General features: G+C 61.6%; 19 protein-coding genes. 6 read left to right on the plus strand and 13 right to left on the minus strand.

Features of this window, described 5'->3' with window-relative positions:
• Positions 1-750 carry a molybdate ABC transporter substrate-binding protein gene (gene modA, locus D0T21_RS12240; protein WP_116989580.1) on the minus strand — a complete coding sequence of 250 codons (750 nt, stop codon included), beginning with the start codon at positions 748-750 and terminating at the stop codon, positions 1-3.
• Between the two features lie 108 nt (positions 751-858).
• Between modA and D0T21_RS12245 the strand changes: the two genes are divergently transcribed.
• The 5 genes from D0T21_RS12245 (at position 859) to D0T21_RS12265 (ending at position 5865) form a co-directional block, all read left to right on the plus strand.
• Positions 859-1272 carry a DUF805 domain-containing protein gene (locus tag D0T21_RS12245; protein WP_116989579.1) on the plus strand — a complete coding sequence of 138 codons (414 nt, stop codon included), beginning with the start codon at positions 859-861 and terminating at the stop codon, positions 1270-1272.
• A gap of 7 nt (positions 1273-1279) precedes the next feature.
• Positions 1280-3493 carry an FAD-binding protein gene (locus tag D0T21_RS12250; protein WP_116989578.1) on the plus strand — a complete coding sequence of 738 codons (2214 nt, stop codon included), beginning with the start codon at positions 1280-1282 and terminating at the stop codon, positions 3491-3493.
• Entirely contained in the window at positions 3490-4527 is a 1038-nt protein-coding gene (locus D0T21_RS12255; protein ID WP_229211450.1) for a hypothetical protein, read from the plus strand. Before D0T21_RS12250 ends, D0T21_RS12255 begins: the two co-directional genes overlap by 4 nt.
• Positions 4517-5428, plus strand: coding sequence for a TIGR02285 family protein (locus D0T21_RS12260; protein ID WP_158568000.1), 912 nt, complete (start codon positions 4517-4519; stop codon positions 5426-5428). Before D0T21_RS12255 ends, D0T21_RS12260 begins: the two co-directional genes overlap by 11 nt.
• Before the next feature lie 71 nt (positions 5429-5499).
• On the plus strand, positions 5500-5865 hold the full coding sequence (locus tag D0T21_RS12265; RefSeq protein ID WP_116989576.1) for a cupin domain-containing protein: 366 nt from the start codon (positions 5500-5502) through the stop codon (positions 5863-5865).
• Here D0T21_RS12265 and D0T21_RS12270 read toward each other — a convergent pair.
• Positions 5862-6212 carry a VOC family protein gene (locus tag D0T21_RS12270; RefSeq protein WP_116989575.1) on the minus strand — a complete coding sequence of 117 codons (351 nt, stop codon included), beginning with the start codon at positions 6210-6212 and terminating at the stop codon, positions 5862-5864. The two genes, D0T21_RS12265 and D0T21_RS12270, sit on opposite strands and share 4 nt — an antisense overlap.
• Before the next feature lie 77 nt (positions 6213-6289).
• On the opposite strand from D0T21_RS12270, the gene D0T21_RS12275 reads away from it, so the two are divergent.
• Positions 6290-6808 (plus strand): M48 family metallopeptidase, encoded by a 519-nt coding sequence (locus D0T21_RS12275; RefSeq protein WP_116989574.1) that lies wholly within the window; start codon positions 6290-6292, stop codon positions 6806-6808.
• Here D0T21_RS12275 and D0T21_RS12280 read toward each other — a convergent pair.
• The 11 genes from D0T21_RS12280 to D0T21_RS12330 all read right to left on the minus strand — a co-directional run bounded on the left by D0T21_RS12280 (position 6759) and on the right by D0T21_RS12330 (position 16106).
• Positions 6759-7676: a sigma-70 family RNA polymerase sigma factor gene (locus tag D0T21_RS12280; protein WP_116989573.1), complete on the minus strand. Its 918-nt coding sequence runs from the start codon at positions 7674-7676 to the stop codon at positions 6759-6761. The two genes, D0T21_RS12275 and D0T21_RS12280, sit on opposite strands and share 50 nt — an antisense overlap.
• A 20-nt stretch (positions 7677-7696) precedes the next feature.
• Positions 7697-7990, minus strand: a complete 294-nt coding sequence (locus tag D0T21_RS12285) for a putative quinol monooxygenase (protein ID WP_116989572.1) — start codon at positions 7988-7990, stop codon at positions 7697-7699.
• 105 nt (positions 7991-8095) lie between these two features.
• Positions 8096-8872 carry an ABC transporter substrate-binding protein gene (locus tag D0T21_RS12290; RefSeq protein WP_116989571.1) on the minus strand — a complete coding sequence of 259 codons (777 nt, stop codon included), beginning with the start codon at positions 8870-8872 and terminating at the stop codon, positions 8096-8098.
• Positions 8873-8898: 26 nt separating this feature from the next.
• Positions 8899-9435 carry a TIGR00730 family Rossman fold protein gene (locus tag D0T21_RS12295; RefSeq protein ID WP_116989570.1) on the minus strand — a complete coding sequence of 179 codons (537 nt, stop codon included), beginning with the start codon at positions 9433-9435 and terminating at the stop codon, positions 8899-8901.
• Entirely contained in the window at positions 9435-10217 is a 783-nt protein-coding gene (locus tag D0T21_RS12300; protein WP_116989569.1) for a hypothetical protein, read from the minus strand. Before D0T21_RS12300 ends, D0T21_RS12295 begins: the two co-directional genes overlap by 1 nt.
• Positions 10218-10233: 16 nt before the next feature.
• A complete protein-coding gene (locus tag D0T21_RS12305) occupies positions 10234-10899 on the minus strand; it encodes a TetR/AcrR family transcriptional regulator (protein WP_008446927.1) in 666 nt (221 codons plus the stop codon).
• A 122-nt stretch (positions 10900-11021) separates the two neighbouring features.
• On the minus strand, positions 11022-11309 hold the full coding sequence (locus D0T21_RS12310) for a phasin family protein (protein WP_116989568.1): 288 nt from the start codon (positions 11307-11309) through the stop codon (positions 11022-11024).
• Between the two features lie 63 nt (positions 11310-11372).
• Entirely contained in the window at positions 11373-12116 is a 744-nt protein-coding gene (locus tag D0T21_RS12315; protein ID WP_229211451.1) for an ABC transporter substrate-binding protein, read from the minus strand.
• A 67-nt stretch (positions 12117-12183) separates the two neighbouring features.
• Positions 12184-12822, minus strand: a complete 639-nt coding sequence (locus D0T21_RS12320; protein ID WP_116989567.1) for a DOPA 4,5-dioxygenase family protein — start codon at positions 12820-12822, stop codon at positions 12184-12186.
• An 82-nt stretch (positions 12823-12904) separates the two neighbouring features.
• Positions 12905-14800, minus strand: a complete 1896-nt coding sequence (locus tag D0T21_RS12325) for a S9 family peptidase (RefSeq protein ID WP_116989566.1) — start codon at positions 14798-14800, stop codon at positions 12905-12907.
• A gap of 82 nt (positions 14801-14882) precedes the next feature.
• Positions 14883-16106 carry a hypothetical protein gene (locus D0T21_RS12330; RefSeq protein WP_116989565.1) on the minus strand — a complete coding sequence of 408 codons (1224 nt, stop codon included), beginning with the start codon at positions 16104-16106 and terminating at the stop codon, positions 14883-14885.
• Position 16107: the final 1 nt, after the last annotated feature.

Raw genomic sequence — 16107 nt, forward strand, 5'->3', positions numbered from 1 at the left:
TTACGGACGGCCGAAACCGTACTTGGCCAGGATCGCCTGGCCGGTGGACGAGCGCACGTAATCGGCGAACTGGCGGCCGGCCGCCGCTTGCGGACCGGCCGCGATCACCGCGATCGGGTAGCTGACCGGGGTTTCGGTCGGCACGGTGGCGATCACCTTGACCTTGTCCTTCATCACGGCGGCATCGGTGGCGTAGACGAAGCCGGCATCGACTTCGCCACGCGCCACGTAGTCCAGGCTCTGGCGCACCGAGGTGCCGAAGATGGCCTTGGGCTCGACGGCGGCCCACAGCTTGGCCTGCTCCAGCGCATGCTTGGTGTAGCGGCCCACCGGCACGCTGGCCGGATTGCCCATCGTCACGCGGGTGACGGCGGCCTGCTGCAAATCGGCGATACCCTTGATCGGCAAGGTGCCGGCCAGCGGAGTGATCAGCACCAGGCTGTTGCTGGCGAAGTTCTTGCGGCTGCCGGCGGCCAGCAATTTCAGGCTGTCGGCCTTGTCCATCGCATCCTGGTCGGCGGAAGCGAACACGTCGACCGGCGCGCCCTTGGCGATCTGCTGCACCAGCGGGTCGGAAGCGGCGAAGTTGAACTGCACCTTGTCGCCCGCATGCTCTTTCTCGTAGGCGGCGCCGATTTCCTTGAACGCATTGGTCAGGCTGGCCGCGGCCGACACCGTGATATCCGTCGCCGACGCCGACGCACCCACCGCCGCCAATACCAGAGCCACCCCAAGTTTCAATGCATGCATCGTTTTTTCCTTTAAGTAAGAGAATCGCAATAAACCCGATTATATAGCGACGTACAGGAGTTGGCCCTATGCAGAAGTGTATATACCGTCTATGGCCGGCAACATGCTATGCTCGACTTGAAATATTTCCCTCCCAACCAGACTTTATTGCTATCCGATATGAATGTGTTTCTACGATATTTTTCGCGCTCGGGGCGCATTCCCAAGGCAATTTGGTTTGGCCGTCTCTTGATTGCGTCGGCCTATGCATTAGCGTTCGGCATGCTGGCCGACGCAGCGGCTGGACCGGTGGCGTCAGCGATTGTCGCCGGTGTATTTCTGGCGAGTACGGCGGCAATCTCGGTGCAGCGCCTCCACGATACCGGCGATTCGGGCGCCTGGCTGTTCGTTGCGCTGATACCGGTGGCCGGCCCGATTTGGCTCCTGCTTAAACTTCTGCGCCGGGGCGTACCGGGCCCAAACCGATATGGCCCGGACTCAAGCAATCGCCTCGACTACCTCAAAGTAGACATTTCCAGATAACGAACCTATGCCATCAATCAATGATGTTACCCATCTCAACCCGATAGACGTGTTTGCGGTCGCGGTTCCGAAGTCGATACAGGACATTCAAAAAGCGCTGCTGGCGACGACATTGCCGATCTCCGTCGGCGGCGGCCACTTCAGCATGGGAGGCCATACCGCCAGCCCGGACAGCCTGCATCTCGATTTGCGGGAATTCAATCGCATACTGGCGTTCGATCCGCAAAGAAAAACCATCCGGGTTCAAGCGGGGACCCGGTGGTGCGATATTCAGCAATTCATTGACCCGCACGGCCTGGCCGTCAAAATCATGCAGACCTACGCCAACTTCACGGTGGGTGGCGCGCTATCGGTCAATGCGCACGGCCGCTACATGGGACTGGGGCCGGTCGTGATGTCGGTCTCCGCCATCACCCTGGTGCTTGCCAATGGCGACATCGTGGAAGCTAGCCGGACCGTCAACCAGGAACTGTTCAACGCGGCCATCGGTGGCTACGGCGCCATCGGCATCATCGCCGAAGTCGAGTTGGCGCTGGCTGAAAACCACCGCATTGAACGCCACCATACGAAGCTCCCGACCGAGACTTATTTCTCCTGGTTCGACGCCCATGTCCGCGGACGTCCCGAAGCGATATTGCATAACGCCGACCTCTACCCGCCGCATTACACGAAAGCGCGCGCGGTCACCTGGATAGAAACCGACAAGCCGGCCACGACCTCGCATCGATTGCAACCTCTGCGGGAGCTGTACGCTCTTGAAAAATATTTCCTGTGGGCCGTCACGGAAACGCCGTTCGGCAAGGCGCGCAGGGAACATTTGATAGACCCTTTTCTCTATCTCGGCAAGAAGGTCCACTGGCGAAACTACGAAGCCGGTTACGACGTAGCCGAGCTTGAGCCGGCCGGCCGCCAGCATCGCACCTATGTCCTGCAAGAGTATTTCGTTCCGGTTGCGCGCTTGATGGACTTCATCCCCAAAATGGCCGCGATCCTCGGGCGCCACAAGGTCAATGCGGTGAATGTCTCGATTCGCCATGCTTTAGCCGACCCTGATACGGTGATGGCTTGGGCGAGAGGAGAAACCTTCGCCTTGGTGCTGTATTACAAGCAGCGGACCCGCCACAGCGCCAGGGAAAAAGTGGCGGTCTGGACCCGTGAACTGATCGACGCGGCGATCGCATGCGGCGGCACCTACTATTTGCCCTATCAACTCCATGCCACGCCGGAACAGTTCATGGCGGCCTACCCGCGCGCGGCCGAATTATTTGAATTAAAACGCCGGCTGGATCCGCACTTCCGACTGCGTGGCGCCCTCTGGGACAAGTACTATCTGCCACCCGCCGCACCCGTGCTGCCGAATCCGCAGGGTTCCTTATTTCACACCGTGTATGGCGACGTGCGCCAGGCCGACAAGTTTTATAGTTTCTTGCAAAACGTTTTCCATTTGCGCCCGGAAGACCGTTTCCACGCGCTGATCAAGAAGACTGTCGGCGAACATGAAACAGACGAGGCGATCTACGCCGCCATCCAGCAAGGCTTACCGGGAATTACGCCATTTCATGCGATGCTGACGTACGCATTGCCGTCGCTCAGGGTGCAGAAAAACGAAATCGGCGCACAAACCAGACAGCTTGTCGCAGACGGCATATCGCTGAACGGCTACATCGAAATTGGCACGACCGGCCGTTACGTCAAAGCCCTGCAATCCCGCCTGAAACTGAGCGGGACGGTGATCCTGGTTCACGACCAGGCGCCGACCATGTCGCCGGTGGATATCGTCGAAAGAGGCCAGCTCGGCGCCATCGGCAAGCATGTATTCCTGGACGACTATGCGCCACTTCCGTCATCCCTGGAAGATGCGAGCGTGGACTTGGTGAGTTGTTTCGTGGGACTGCATCACATGACGCCAGGTAAGCTCAAACCATTCCTGGCTTCCATCGCCCGCGTGCTGCGGCCTGGCGGCTATTTCATCGTCCGCGACCACGATGTTAAAGACGACGCCATGAACGCCTTCGTATCGCTTGCCCACACCGTCTTCAACGCCGGCCTCGGAGAAACATGGCATACCAACGCCGCCGAGCTGCGGTACTTCGCCAGTGTCGAAGAGTGGATACAACGGATAGAAGACGTGGGTCTTGTGCACACAGGCGAGCGGCTCCTGCAATCGGGCGACCCGTCGGACAATGTGTTGATGACCTTTCGCAAAATAGAACGGGCATGACGATGAAGCGACGACTGCTGGCTATCGGTTTTGCCCTTGGCGTTGGCATGTCCGGCGCCATCGCCGCTGAAAGCCTGGTTGCGCCAGAGCAGCGGCGCGGCACCGAGCAAACCTACCTCACCTACCCGGAATGGTTTTTAGTGCACAGCCCGGCGGAATATGCGGTACTGGTGAACACCCGGCCGGCGACTGATTTTCCATTCATGACCCATGTCGCACAGCTCTGGTCGAGCTATGAGGCCGTCACCGGAGAACAGTTGCGCGATAAGTATCCGCTCAATGCCGGCTACCATGCCATGATACTGGTCATCGCCAGCAGTACCACGGTCGAGTATGTCCTTCGCGCCGCCTACGAAAATACGATTGGCCGGGTCAGCTTCCTGCTGGGTGGGCAACAACTGACTGCCGAAGACAAATTCGCTGCCGAGGCCGCCCAGGACTATGTGGACTTCATTCGCCAGCAACCCTGGTATCTATTCGATTTCACGTCCAGGCTCAAAGCCCTCTGGACCGGGGTGCCGCTGAAAGGACCGGGATTCATCCGCAAGCTCGAACGGCGCTACGCCTTGACCACCGAGTACCTGATCAAAGCGGTCTACGGGAAAATGATCGAAAAGGCGACCCGGGCGACGTATGAGCCGGCTTTGATGACCACCCGGGTGGTGCTCAACAGGGCGCCGGTCTTATCCGGTGGCGACACCGACATCAAGATTGTGAAAGTCATGCCGGACGGCCGAGCCGTAGCCGACCTTCCCCGCTATTACAACTTCAGGATTGCGGCCACCAACCTGGCCAGGCAGGGCGTCGACCTCATCGACGTTGCGGGCAACACATCCGATATACTGGTGACCGTGTGGGCTCCGGATAACATGCCATATCAACTTGGGCATACGCGATTGCTGTTCACTCAAACACTGATAACCCGTCCTGGGCAGAGTCGACTGGGATTGGTCGTACCGGTCGCGCAGCTATCGAACTTTTTATTGCACGCCCCGGAGCACGGCATGATAGTGGAGCATGTGTATGACTATTAGGCGCATCGGCGGCGTGCCATTCCCGGCTTCCCGCGTGGCCGGGATGCTGGCCGCCGGGCTCTTCTTTGCTTGCCCGGCGCAGGCGGGCGACACCATGACCTGGCTGATGCCGGACTTCCCGCCCATCGGCATACCGGTCCACGGCCAGCCCACCGACGGCATGGCCGACCAGCTCGTCAAATACATCGTCGCCAGGTGGCCGGAAGCCAGCCACCGCTTCCTGTACGCCAACCCCAACCGCGTCTGGTCCATGCTCGCCTCGGGTGAACAGGTGTGCTTTACCGGCGCCTTGCGCACGCCGGAACGCGAGCGCTTTGCCTACTTCCGCAATACCTACCTGCTGCCGCCGCCGCAGCTGATCATCCGCCCCGAGATCCAGGCCGCCATCCCGCTGAATGCCAGAGGCGAAGCCGAGCCGGCCCCCTTGATGAACAACCCCGCCTTGCACGGCCTGGTGATCGAAAAACGGGCTTATGGCCCCGCAGTCGACGCGCTGCTGGCGCAGCCCGCCGCCAGTTCGCATATCAAGCGCCTGGCCGCCAGCAACTACGGCAAGACCATCTTCACGATGATGACGATGCAGCGTGGCGACTACACCATCGACTACGATTTCGTCCTGGCCCACGCGGCGGCGACGGACGCTCAACTGGCCAGGCTCAAGGCGATCCCGCTGGCCGGCGCCGACGAGCTGGTCGTCGGCGGCATCGCCTGCCCGCGCACGGCGTGGGGCCGCAGCACCGTGCAGAAAATCGACGCCCTGCTGGCCTCGCGCGAAGGCTCGGCGGCCTTGCTGCAGGCGCAGGCGCGCTGGATCAGCAAGGAATCCGCCCTGCGCTACGAAGAACCGATGAGGGAGTTTTTCAGGCGCCTGGAAACGCCGCAGCAATACGACCATCCCTGACGCACAAACGTTCAAGACCGGCAGCCCGCAAGCCGCTACAGTGACAACTCAATCGCCCCACAGGAGCAGCCATGAAGACAGCCATATCCCCCGCCGCCAGCGCCGCCGCGCTGACCGAACACTGGTCGCCACGCGTGATCGCCGAACTGGACGACAGCTATGTCAAGGTCGCCAAAGTACTGGGCTCGCTGGCCTGGCACAGCCACGATGCCGAAGACGAACTGTTCTTCATTCTCAAGGGCAGTCTGCGCATCGAACTGGAGGACGGCGCGGTCGAGCTATCCGAGGGCCAGGCCTACGTCGTGCCGAAAGGCGTGCGCCACAACCCGGTGGCGGAACAGGAATGCCTGCTCATGCTGATCGAGAAAAAGGCCACGCTGCACACCGGCGCCACGATCACCGCCAAAACCCGCTCTATCGAGGAACAGCTCGGCTAGTCGTGCGACAGGATATTCAGCAAGCGCCCGAACGGATCGCGCACGAACAATCGCCGCACGCCCCATGGCTCGCTGACGGGGCCGTATTCCAGCGCCAGGCGCGCGGCCACCAGGCGGCGATGGACTTCATCCAGGTCGTCCACCTCGATCGACAGGTCGGGCACCGGCGTGCCCGATCCGCCTTCGGAAGCAAAACTGATCTGCGGCACGGCCTGCCCGGCGCCCGCCAGCGTCACGATCCAGCCGTGGTCCATGACGACATCCAAACCCAGCACGCCGCCGTAGAAAGCCTTGGCGGCCTCGATGTCCACCGTGGCGATATTGGTCACGATACGTGTTACCTGCATATGAACTCCTTCCAAAGATGGGAAGGACGGCCGGGTGTGGTACATTCACGCCTCGATTCTTTCCAGCCGTGCCCAACATGTCCTCCCTGAAGTACCTCAGCGCCTATTCCGAGCAAACCCAGCAGCAAGTATCGCAACTCCTGGCCCAGAACCGCCTGGGCGAAGTGCTGCTCAAACGCTACAGCAAGGCGCACGAGCTGCGCACCGACAAGGCACTCTACCAGTATGTGCAAGATTTGAAAAATGAACATTTGCGCAACGCCGAGCCGATCAATAAGGTCGAGTACGACAGCAAGATTCACGTGATCAATCACGCGCTGGGCCTGCACACCTCCATCTCGCGCGTACAGGGCGGCAAGCTGAAGGCCAAGCACGAGATCCGCGTGGCGACGCTGTTCAAGGAGGTGCCGATTGAATTTCTGCGCATGATAGCCGTCCACGAGCTGGCGCATATCAAAGAGAAGCAGCACGACAAGGCCTTCTACAAGCTGTGCACGTATATGGAACCGAATTATCACCAGTACGAATTCGATCTGCGCCTGTATCTCACGGAGCTGGATGCGTCGGGCAAGCGCCTGTGGAGCCAAGCGGCGTAACGATAGTCCGTATCTCCACCCCGTCCATCGCGTACCGCGCATACAGAAAGTCGCGGACGCCGACGACCTGGCCGCCGGCAAATTCGAGCGCCACAAAATAGGCCGGCTCCTCCAGCGACACCTCGCGATCGAACACCAGCATCGCGGCGCGTCCCTCCACCAGGGCGGCGGCAAACACCCATCGCACGGCGGCCGCGTAGGCGCCGTAGTAGTCGCTGACGTCGCTCTTGCCGCTGCGGCGCAGTTTGGTCACCAGCTCAAGCTGGACATCCTCGGCCAGCATGGCGCGCACGCTGTCGAAATCGCCGGCCTTGAAGCCGTCCACATAGGCGATCAGGCGCGCGCCGACCGCAGCGTCGATGGCGGGCAACGCCGGCTCGTCGGGCCCGCCGGCCAGCGTGCGCAGCCGTTCGCGGCCCCGCTGCAGGGCCGATTTGACGGCAGGCTCGCTGGAGCCGGTGATCGTCGCCGCCTCCCCCAGCGAGTGGCCCAGCACATCCCTCAAAATCACCGCGCCGCGCTGCAAGGCCGGCAGCAGCATGAAGCTGCGCAGGCAGGTCGCGGCAATTTCAGGATCGGGCGCATCGGGCGACGCCAATAACGCGAGTTCATCTTCGTCCTCCATCGACGGCAGGCGTGCGCGCTGCCGCAGAAAATCGAGCGCGGCGTTGTGAGCGATCCGGTACAGCCAGGCTTGCGGATTCTCCAGCCCGCCAAACGATGCGCGCGCCGCATAGGCTTTCGCCAGCGCATCCTGGACGATGTCTTCGCCATCGATCACGGATCCGCTCATGCGGGCGCAATAGCGATGCAGCCGGGGCCGCATCTCGCCAAGAAGTTTTTCAAGTTCCTGCATTGCATCGTCCATAGGCCATTATATCCAGCTGTTCACGGCTTGGCCGCGTGGACGACGTCGCCCATGATGGCTTCGATCGTCGCCAGCGCTGCGAGTTTGGGATAGTAGGCTACCATGCGCGGGTCGGTTTGCATCGCCTTCACGGCGGCGGCGTCCCGCCATTGGGAATGGATGACGATGCGGGTGCCGTCCGCGGTCGCGATCAGGTTGGTGGCGATCCAGCCGTCCAGCGTGCGGATCACGGTGTGTATATTGTCCCGCAACATGTCCAGCACTTTGCTCTGGTTGACGGGGTCGACGGTCAGGGGAAGGATCAGGGTAGTCATGGTTCGCCTCAGCTTGGAAAGGCCCGCCGATCGAGCCTGTACTCAGTAAGACGATGAACCGGGACAAAACGGATCGGTCCCGGAGAAAAATATTTTCCCGCGATCTTAACGCATCCAGTCGTGCAGGCCGTAGGTCTTCATGATGCGCTCCAGCTGGCCGGATTCATGCAGCCTGGCGATGCCTTCATCGAACTCCCTGGCCAGCGCCCTGGACTCCGGCAGCGCCGGCGATAACGCGAAATAGGAATAGCTGACCGGCGCGCAGCCGGCCTGGCGTAGCCGGACATCGGCATGCATGGCCATGGTATAGCTCACCAGGTTCTCGTCTTCGACAAAGCTGTCCAGGCGTCCCAGCAGCAGCTTGCGCGCCAGCCGGTAGGTCAGATCCTCGCCGTAGTTGACCTCGAATGCCGCCGTTTTTTGCACGACGGCCTGGTCGATTTCCTTGCCATAGGTATAGCCCTGGACGATGCCCACCCGCTGCCCCGCCAGCGAGGCGGCGTTCTTGTAGAGCCAATGGCTATCTGGGGCCGTATAAAAACAGTAGCGGTTGCGCGAGATCGGCGTGGCGGGATAGATGAAGTCCGGCGCCTCGTCCTTGTAGGTCGGCGAGGTTGCGGTGTAGCGGCCGGTGCGCACGCCGAGCAGCGCGCGCGCATAGTTCAGGTTCTCGTAGTTGACCTGCCGGCCCAGCGGGACAAAGACTGCCCGCAGGATATCGATGGTGAACCCTTCATGCGCGGCGCCGGCCTTGCAGCTGAACGGACACCAGTAGTCCGGAGCCACCACGACGATAGCGTCCGCCGCGCCCGCAGGCTGCGCCGCGCAGGCCACGCCCATCGCGGCGAACCATACATAGCGGCGCAATGGGGACAGCACCATGATCCGCACCGTCCCGGACGCCGGGACTAAGCCTTCAGCAGTTGTAGCAGGGCCTGGGGTTCCGGCGCGGACATCATCAGCGCCGCGTGCTGCGGACGGATGAAGCCCTGCGCGCTGGCGTGCTCGATGAAGCCGGTCAAGCCGTCATAGAAGCCGTCCACATTCAGCAGGCCGATCGGCTTGGCGTGGATGCCCAGCTGCGACCAGGTCAGCATTTCAAACAGTTCTTCCAGCGTGCCCATGCCGCCCGGCATGGCGATGAAGCCGTCGGCCAGCTCGGCCATCATGGCTTTGCGCTCATGCATGTCCTTGACGATGAACTGGCGCGTCAGGCCGGTGTGGCCCACTTCCCGTTCGACCAGCGCGGTCGGGATCACGCCCGTCACCTCGCCGCCCATGCGCAGCACTTCATCGGCGATGATGCCCATCAGGCCCACATTGCCGCCGCCGTAGACCAGCGACAGATTGCTCGCCACCAGGGCCCGGCCCAGGGCGCGGGCCGCTTCGGCATACACAGGATTCACGCCGGCGTTGGCGCCGCAATACACACAGATGGCTTTCACTACTGTTTTTCCTCTTCCAGTTCTCGTTTGGCCGCGTCCGCATCGAGCCGTTCCATCGCATCGTGGATGGCGCAGCGGGCGGCTTCCTCACACAGGCCGATCGCTTCGGCCTGCTTCCTTTTACCTTCCAGCATCATCATCGCGCGCGCATAGCGGACCTTGGCGATCGCCGAATCCGGCGTCAGCGCCAGCGCGGCCTGAAACTGTTTATAACATTCTTCTTTTTTCACGCCATAGGTCAGGCCGCCGATCATGGCGCCCACCTTGTCGAGGATCTCGGCGTGGTAGACGCCCAGCGCGATGTGCGCATCGGCGCGCTGCGGCGCCAGGCGGATCGCCTTGTCCAGGCTGTTGCGCACCTTGGCGCCCAGGCCCTGCGCCAGCGCCTTGACCACCGAGATCCCCTGGGAATACTGGCCCAGCGCATACGCATGCCAGTAGTAGCCGGACGAATTATTGGGTTGCTCCAACTGCTGCCGTTCGCAGCGCTCGGCCACGCACTCGAAGGTGGCCAGCTTTTTTTGCGGACTGCGCTCCAGGTAATGCGCGTAGATGCAGATGGCCTTGTGCGCCACCGAGTAGCCGTTCACGCCGACGTCCAGGCCCAGCCGCGCGGCCCGCTCGAATTCGCCGGCATGGAAGGCGATCCAGGCCTGCACCAGCAGGGGATTGGCCGGGAACGGTTCCTGGTCGCCGCCATGCAGCACCGGCCAGGCTGCTTCCAGGCTGGCCGGCGTGTACTGGTATGCGGGATCAGGGTACGGAAAGGGGTTCCACGCCATTGCAGTCTCCGTCAGCTTACTTGAGCTTCTTCAGATATTCTTCGGACAGTTTCTGGAACAGCAAACTGGTTTCGTTGCGCAGGTAGGGGCCGATCTGCGACAGCACCTGGTAGCAGCCGCGCGCCAGCGCGTCGGCCATCGATTGCTGTTCGCTGTATTTGCGCGGGTTGCGCACGTATTCGTACGACAGCCAATAAGTCGCCACCACCACCATATTGGTGGCCATGGCGTCGATGGCGGTGTCGGAGGCTTCCAGCGATTTTTCGCTGCGCAGGTCTTCGCACAGCTGCTTGGCGACCTTGATCTTGTGCGCCAGGATCTGCTTGAAGTGCAGCTCCAGCTTGCGGTTGCGCGACAGCAGGTCGTTGAGGTCGCGGTAGAAGAAGCGGTAGCGCCAGATCAGTTCGAACATCAGGTGCAGGTACAGCCACACGTCCTCGATGTTCGAGCGACGGCCGTTGGGCACGGTCAGGATGCGCTCGATCTCGGCTTCGAACTGGACGAAGATCGAGTTGACGATGTCGTCTTTATTGCGGAAATGATAATACAGATTCCCCGGCGAGATATTCATCTCCTCGGCGATCACCGTGGTGGTGATGTTGGGCTCGCCGAATTCATTAAACAAGCGCAGCGACAGTTCGAGTATGCGTTCGCGGGTACGGCGGGGTGCTTTTTGTAGCATAGCAAGGAAACCTCTGTTTATTCTCCTGCAAGCATAACACCGATGAGACTATCTTAGAAACATCCGTGCGTGCTTTTACGCGCACATGCCGGGCTGATGCCGCAAGATGCGGCCAAACCGGGCTAACGCCGGTGATTCTTCAGCTTTTCCGCCGCGCGCAGCGCCGCCACCTGCAGGGTCAGCTCGTCGATGCGCCGGTTCAGCGCCGCCACTTCGCCGGAGGTCGGCACGCCGATCGAGCTCAACGCGCGCAGCACGCGCTCCTCGAACAGCTGCATGGAAAAGAACTTGCCCTCCTCCTCCTGCGCCTTGGCGAAGGCGCTCAGGCCGGCCTGCCAGATCTCCTGCGAGGACATGCGTACCACGTCAGCGGTCTGCTGGTCCTCACTCCGCTTCAACTTCTTTGCCATGTGACCTTCCCGAGTTTGCATTGCCGATATTGGATTGTAGTCGGCAAAACTAGAGAACGTTTTCTAATGCTCGGGCGGCGCGGCCATCCACTTGCGCTGGATTTTCTGCAGGCTGCCGTCCCGTTTCAGCTCGCGCAGCGCGCCGGCCCAAGCCTCGACCAGTTCTTTCGGCGTGCCGTTGGAAAAGGCGAAATACACCTCGGCCGTGCCCAGCCGCAGCGCCACCTCGATTTCGTCCGGCCGGTGCCCGGCGCGCTCCATGGCGCCGGGCATCAGTTCCTCGCCGTCGAACCACAGGTCGAAGCGGCCACTCATCAGCATCTTGGCGGCGATCTCGGAGGTATTGGTTTCGTCGGTGACGTTGAAGCCCAGCCCGCGCGCCGTGTTGACGAAGATGCTGCCGCGGCGCGCGCCAGCGTGCGACTTGTACAGGCCGGGGTCGCGCCGCTGCAATTCGGCCAGTCGTCCCTTGACCACGTAGGCCACCACGCGGGAGGTGAAGATCGGACCGACGAACTGCATCTGGCGCTCGCGCTCCGGGGTGCGCACCACCGTCAGCAACATCACGTTCGGGCCGGCCTCGGCCAGCGTCTGGGCCCGCGCCCACGGTACGATGTCGATCGCGTCATGCCGCCCCAGCCTGTCCTGGATGCGGCGCGCCAGTTCGACCGCCATGCCGGTCGGCTGACCGGTATCGGTGTAGCTGATCGGCTTGCTGTCCATGCCATAGATTTTCAGCGCAGGCGTGTCCGCTGCGGCGCACGCCATACCGGCGACCAGCAGCAATATGGACAAACTGGACATCATGCGCATCATCAACCCCGGACTCAACCATCACCAAGCTTGATAGTAAGCCAGATTTTTTGCCGATGCGCTAGCTCTCCAGCTTCACTGTGGGTTTATTGTTGGGAAAAATCTGCTCGACCGCCGGCTCGCCGGGGCCGGGCTTCTGCATGGCATAGGCATTGACCGGCTGCGAACGATTGACCCACAGGGTGTAGTACAGGTGGTCGGCGCGCGGGTCGTCGGTGTTCGGATGGACCAGGATGGTCAGGCCCAGGCTGTTCAGCTGCAACCACGGCACGATCACATGCAGTTGCTCGTTGTTGAAGCCAAAGTAGAACGACGGCGTCACATGCGGGCCGCGTGGCGCCAGGTTCCAGTTGCCCAGCTCGACGACGAAGCGCTCCGCCACCCACTTGTGCAGCAGCGCCGCCTTGTGGAAGTTGTCCTCGTCAAAATAGATGTGGGCGTGATAGCTCTTGATGTCGGTGTAGGGGCGCGGCTTGGTGGGCAGGACTTGTTCGCCCGGCCGCACGCTGGCCGGACGCGCCGTGGCCTCCTTCCAGGTGTCCTCGCCCCAGGGACTCTTGCCGTCGGCCGCCAGCACATTGCCGGCGATGCCGGAGGCGGCAAACGCCGCCACCAGCCCGCCGCCGCGCAACACGCTGCGCCGCCGCGGCGACAACAGGTCGGCCCAATGCTGGTCTTGGTGTGGATCCAATTCGCTCATGCGGTTCTCCTTTGCGCATCAGCGTAAGGGGAAAGCGGCAGCGCCGGAAGGTATCGTTTCGCGTTAGCTTATGCGATTTATTTCAGGGTGCAGGTGTGGCCTTAGACACCCCTATGTATTTATCGAAAAACTCCAGCAGCGTATTGTAGTAGATGACCTCGTTGCGCACATATTGGAGGCCATGCCCCTCCTCTTCAAAAGTCAACCACTGTACTTCTTTATGTTGCGCTTCCAGCGCGTTTTTCATCTTTTCGCCGTGGGCAATTGGCACCCGAACATCGTCTTTGCCATGCATGATCAGCACCGGCGCCTTGATGCGGTCGGCATGCTTGAGCGGCGAGACCTCGTCGAACCGTTCCTTGTTCGAGCGCGCGTCGCCGATCCAGGCCAGCATCAACTCCCGCGTCGCCTTGTTTCCTGTTCGATCCGAGTGGTCACGAAACATAAACTCAATGTCGGAGACGCCGGCGAAGCTGACGCCGCACTGATACAGATCCGGCGTCTTCACCAAGCCCCACAGTGCCGCGTAACCGCCATAGCTGGCGCCAGCGATGCAGATACGTTTAGGATCAGCAATGCCTTGCTTGATCAGATACTCCACGCCGGCGGTAATATCGTCCTGCATCGCCAAGCCCCATTGTCCAAATCCAGCCTCCATGAATCGTCGGCCAAAGCCGCTTGATCCACGAAATTGAGGTTGAAACACCGCATATCCATGCGCCGCAAGGATTTGCACCTCGGTGTTCCATCCCCAGTAGTCGCGTGCAGTGGGGCCGCCGTGTATCAACACCACCAATGGCGTCGCGCCTGGCTTGCCCGCAGGCCTGGTCAAGAATGCCGGAATGCTCAATCCATCTGCGGCGGCGTAAGTGAAGGTTTCCATCGGCCGCATGTCGGCGTCCGCCAATTTCGGCTTGGCCGTCGTTACCAGGCGCATTTTCCCGTTAGTCGTATCCAACAAATACCAGGACCCCGGATCCACATCGCTGGAGGAATCGACCAGCACCATGCCCTTGGGATTCCCGGTGATGCGGTTGAATCGCCCTGGCAGCGCCTGATCGATGGATTGCTGGACCGCATGCCAGGCCGGATCAAACCAGATCTGTTGCGGCATCATGCCGCGCGTTGTGACCTTCTCGAAGGAAGTCTGGTCGATCCCGTTGACGTCAAGGATGTCCAGCGTCGGATGGCCCGCCATCAGCTCGCCGATCGCGCGATGCTTGGTGTCGTAGGAAAAAATAGCATAGGTATCGCGGCCGGAGCGGGACGAAACGACCAGCGTGTCGGGCGCATCGGGCGCGTACATGGGCAACCAGTAATCTTCGGTGATGGCGAACTCCGCCAGTTTTTCCCACTCAGCGTCGGCGGAACGCTTGTACCAGTTGGAGACCCTGGAGACGTCCTTCCAGAAAGCCGAATTAACCAGCGTTACCGCCCGCAATTCCCCGCGCCGGTCAAAGGCCCACTTGATGGCCTTGCCGCCAGGGTAGCTGAATTTCTTCATGGCGCCGGTGCGCGCATTGACCAGTCCGACGTCGCCGTCCTCCAGATCGGTGTACACAAGCAGGTTCGGCGATTGCACGTTGTTGCGCTCGGACTTGCCGATGACCACTTCCCCGAGCTCAGCCACCATCTTGCCATCCAGACGGATCGACTCAGCTTCGATGCCATAATCTATCGCGAGCAGATCGTTATCGACCCAGGTCACGGCGCGCGGCGCTTTGTGAAAGCTCCAATACCCCTCCGTGACGCGTTTGCCCTCGGATAGCAGGTGCGGTATCAAAGTCTCGGTGTCGTAGAGAAGCAATCCGGTGTTGGTGCCGTTATAGCCGATGCCGGCGATGTGCTTGCCATCTGGCGACAAGCTGAGCGCAAGCGTGCCCAGGGGATTGACCGCCTGGTCGATGGTTAATGGCAGGCCCAATGTATCGCCTGACACGACCGCCAACGCCAGCAAGGCCGCTAACATTCCCTTCATTCCCGCTCCGCACACAATGTTATCAATCCAGCATTGTGGCAGAAAATATTCAAAGCAATAAATTTTCTTGAACGGCAATCATTCAAAAATCGCGCGCCGTCAGGGCGTCGAACTGGTCCTGGCTGGGGAAATTGCGCAGGCGGTAGCGGGCCGGGTAGCCCTCCACGCTGTGGGCCAGCTCCTGGATGCTGGCGCGCAGGTCGTCCCAGGCCACCAGCTTGGGGGCGCCGACGCCGTGTTCGCGGCCATCGTCCGGCCGCACCAGCGCCACCAGGTCCACCTCCGGCAGCAGCGTGTCGACGCCCTCGGTCCAGACCCCGTAGCTGACCAGGTAGCCGCCATCCTTCTTCTGCACCAGCTGGCAGGTGGCGACGAAGATGTCGACCTCGTTCTGCTGGTTGGCTTTGTCCAGCAACTGCTTTTGCGAGGCATAATCGTCGGCCAGGTAGATTTTTTTCAGCTGCGCCAGCTGGGCCTGCACTTCCTCGTCCGCCGGCAGGTACTCGACCGCCTTGCCCTGCTCGAAGCGATACATCAGCGCGGAAATGCTGCGGCCCTCGTCGCTGGCGAAACTGCGCGACAAGGCCAGCATGGTCAGCTGCGCCATGCTGTCGTTGGACGAGGCCACCAGCAGCCGGTTGCGCGTCGGGATCATGACGACCGGATCGCCGCCCACTTCCAGCCGGAAAAACAGGTCGGCCAGCAGGATGCGCGAGGCTTCATACGAATCGTCCCAGGCCGCCAGCAGCAGGCCCGGCGCCACCTGCACGAAGTTCGCCACCGTCATGTCGCGCAGATTGTCGAGCGCGGCCGACAGCGCCACGTCGAAGGACACGCCCCAGTCCGTCAGCGCGGTCTGCGACAAGGTCTGGATCGAATGCGGGCTGTCGTAGGCCAGCATCAGCACGCTGTCCGCGCTGAACGGCGCCGAGCCTTCCTTGAACGGCTGCGTCTCGCGCAGGCCGGCCTGCGTCAGCCGCATGTACTCGAGGATGGAGCGGCCGCGCAGCACCGGGCGCAGGCCGGCGCGCGCCTCGGCAAAGGTGGCCGGCATGGCTGGCGCCTGCATGCTGCGGATGTAGTGGACCAGCACGTCGGGCCGGCGCTTGCGGCCGGCCTCGCAGTAATCGCGGTAGGCGTTGTGCAGGTTGTAGATCTCGGCGCTGCCGCTGTCGCCGACCAGGCGGAATTCGCTGGCGTCATAGCTGAGCGGTCCCGCGTGGCCGCTGTCGGCGAAGGCCTTCAGGGCCAGTCGGGCAAATTTCTCTTCGGTTGGCTTGGATGTGAAAAAATCGAGCAGGCCCAAA

Source organism: Duganella sp. BJB476, from assembly GCF_003416895.1.
Lineage (GTDB): Bacteria > Pseudomonadota > Gammaproteobacteria > Burkholderiales > Burkholderiaceae_D > Rugamonas.